The organism is Microcoleus sp. T3_B1, from assembly GCF_036700445.1.
Classification (GTDB): domain Bacteria; phylum Cyanobacteriota; class Cyanobacteriia; order Cyanobacteriales; family Microcoleaceae; genus Microcoleus.
Map to the genome: position 1 here is coordinate 1 of NZ_JAUBOX010000187.1, position 2,141 is coordinate 2,141.

Annotated in this window: 1 protein-coding gene; it reads right to left on the reverse strand. The window is 46.0% G+C overall.

Features of this window, described 5'->3' with window-relative positions; all coding sequences use genetic code 11:
- Positions 1 to 269: 269 nt before the first annotated feature.
- Positions 270 to 2,141: NHLP bacteriocin export ABC transporter permease/ATPase subunit (locus tag QT990_RS35635; protein ID WP_333466402.1), on the reverse strand; the 1,872-nt coding region annotated here is incomplete at its 5' end.

A 2,141-nucleotide genomic window follows, 5' to 3' on the forward strand; every position in this document is an offset into this window, starting at 1 on the left:
TGAGATATTGCACCATTCTCAATTAGCCGTAGGGGCGGGTTCGCCAACAGCCTTAAAGCTTGCAAATAGGTTCTATAGACCCGCCCGACCCCACGAAAAATCCTCTTATTGATATTGCTGCAAGATGTCAGTTATAACCAACTCACCCTTCTAAGTATAAAATAAAATCTTTCTTTTGGTAGATGACTTTTGAGGCTTATAAAAGTATGCCACGCTTGGTTAGTCTTTGCCCTCCGAGAAATTACGTAGGAGAGTGGCAGGGGTTCTCCTTAAACTTGCGTGCTATCCGCAGTGAATCTCTTGGTTTTCCCCTGCTTCGCTATCAATTTGGCAAACATACCCTCCTGAGAAGCTAACTCCTCAAAAGTACCTTGCTGAACCACACGACCGGCTTCAATCACGTAGATGCGATCGGCATTGCGAATGGTACTAAGACGGTGGGCGATCGCAATTCGCGTCACCTTCAGGCGATCCAAACTCTCACTCACAATTGCTTGGGTACGATTATCTAACGCACTGGTCGCTTCATCAAAAAAGATGATTCGCGGTTTCAATACCAACGCACGGGCAATCAGTAACCGTTGTCGCTGTCCGCCAGATAAGTTTGCACCCCCCTCTGATATCACCGTGTGTATCCCCATCGGCATATTTTCAATATCTTCGGCAAACCCTGCCATCCGCGCCGCATCCCAAGCTTCCTCCATACCGATTAATGCACCACCGCTAATATTTTCAAACACGCTTTCGCTATTGATGCGCCCGTTTTGTAACACCACACCCAGTTGACGACGCACCGCAGCAACATCTAAACCCGATAAATCTTGTCCGTCGTAGTAGACAGTACCCTGTTCGGGAACGTCGAAACCCAGTAACATCCGCAGAGTGGTAGATTTACCGCTACCAGAAGGACCAACAAAAGCAATAAACTCACCCGGTTTGGCTTCGATGGTCACATCATCCAGATTTAATGGCCCATCTTCTCGATAGCGGAAGGTAACGTGGTCTAGCTTAACATATCCCGAAAGTCGCCCCGGATCGGCTTTATTTAAATCTACCTCTGGCAATTCGTCTGCGATCGGCTTGGCGTGTTCCCACAACACCCCAATTTCTAACATATCGATCAGCGTGTTGCTGAGAGTTGTTACTCCTGTAATAAAGATAGCAAACGCGGCATTGAATGCTAGAAAGGTTCCGGTAGTAATCCTATCTGTTTGTGCCTGATTCAGCAAGCTAGCAGTCATCCAAAAAATCAGGATAAGGGTTAGGTTAGACTGCAAAAGATTAAAAGTAGCGATCGCATCTTCAATCCATTGGTTATCCTGCATTAATTTCAGTTGCTGTTGATAATACTTCGCCCAATAAGCAAAGGCTCGTCCTTCCGCGCCTGTAGTTCGTAATTTGGAAATTCCGCCGACTAGCTGAATAGTAAGTCCACCAATTTCACCTTCGAGTTCTTCCAGACGAGCAGTTTTCTGGCGTTTGAAATAACCGGCAATACTTGTGACAATAACAGTGAGAAAGACTATTACAGCCGCAATAGATGCCAGTGGTGGACTGTAGACAAACAGCAGTCCTAAATTGAGCAGGGAAAATAAACTCCTGAACAGGATATCTAACTTATCAGCGCCCAATTTGTCGCGAATTTGATTAATTGCATTAACGCGGGACAGCATCTCTCCAGAGGAATACTGGCGGAAGAAAGTAAGTCGCAGTTTGAGCAGCCGATCCCACATGGCACTCTGTAAGCTGAACACGGAATAGATTCCAAACCGGCTCAAGTTAACTCCTTGAGCCAGTCGAAAAACTGCTACACCAAAACTAGCAGCTACTAAGGCCAAAGTGAGTTGAAGCAACAACCCGCGATCGGCATCGGGAATGGCAGTATCAATTAAGATACCTGTTGCTTGGGGAACCACCATACCCGCTAAAGCCGCAGCAATTCCCAACACCACAATACTAAAAATTTCCCGTCCTGTACCGCGCAGAGAATACTGAAACAGCGTTAGCAAATCTATCTTTTTTTCCGGAAAAGGTGGATAAAACATATAGGCATTGACAGCCAGCAATTTAGCAGTGCGATCGCTCAATAAAAGTCGCTGTCCAGTTACCGGGTTGTAAATTTCATAGTTGCGCTTGTTATT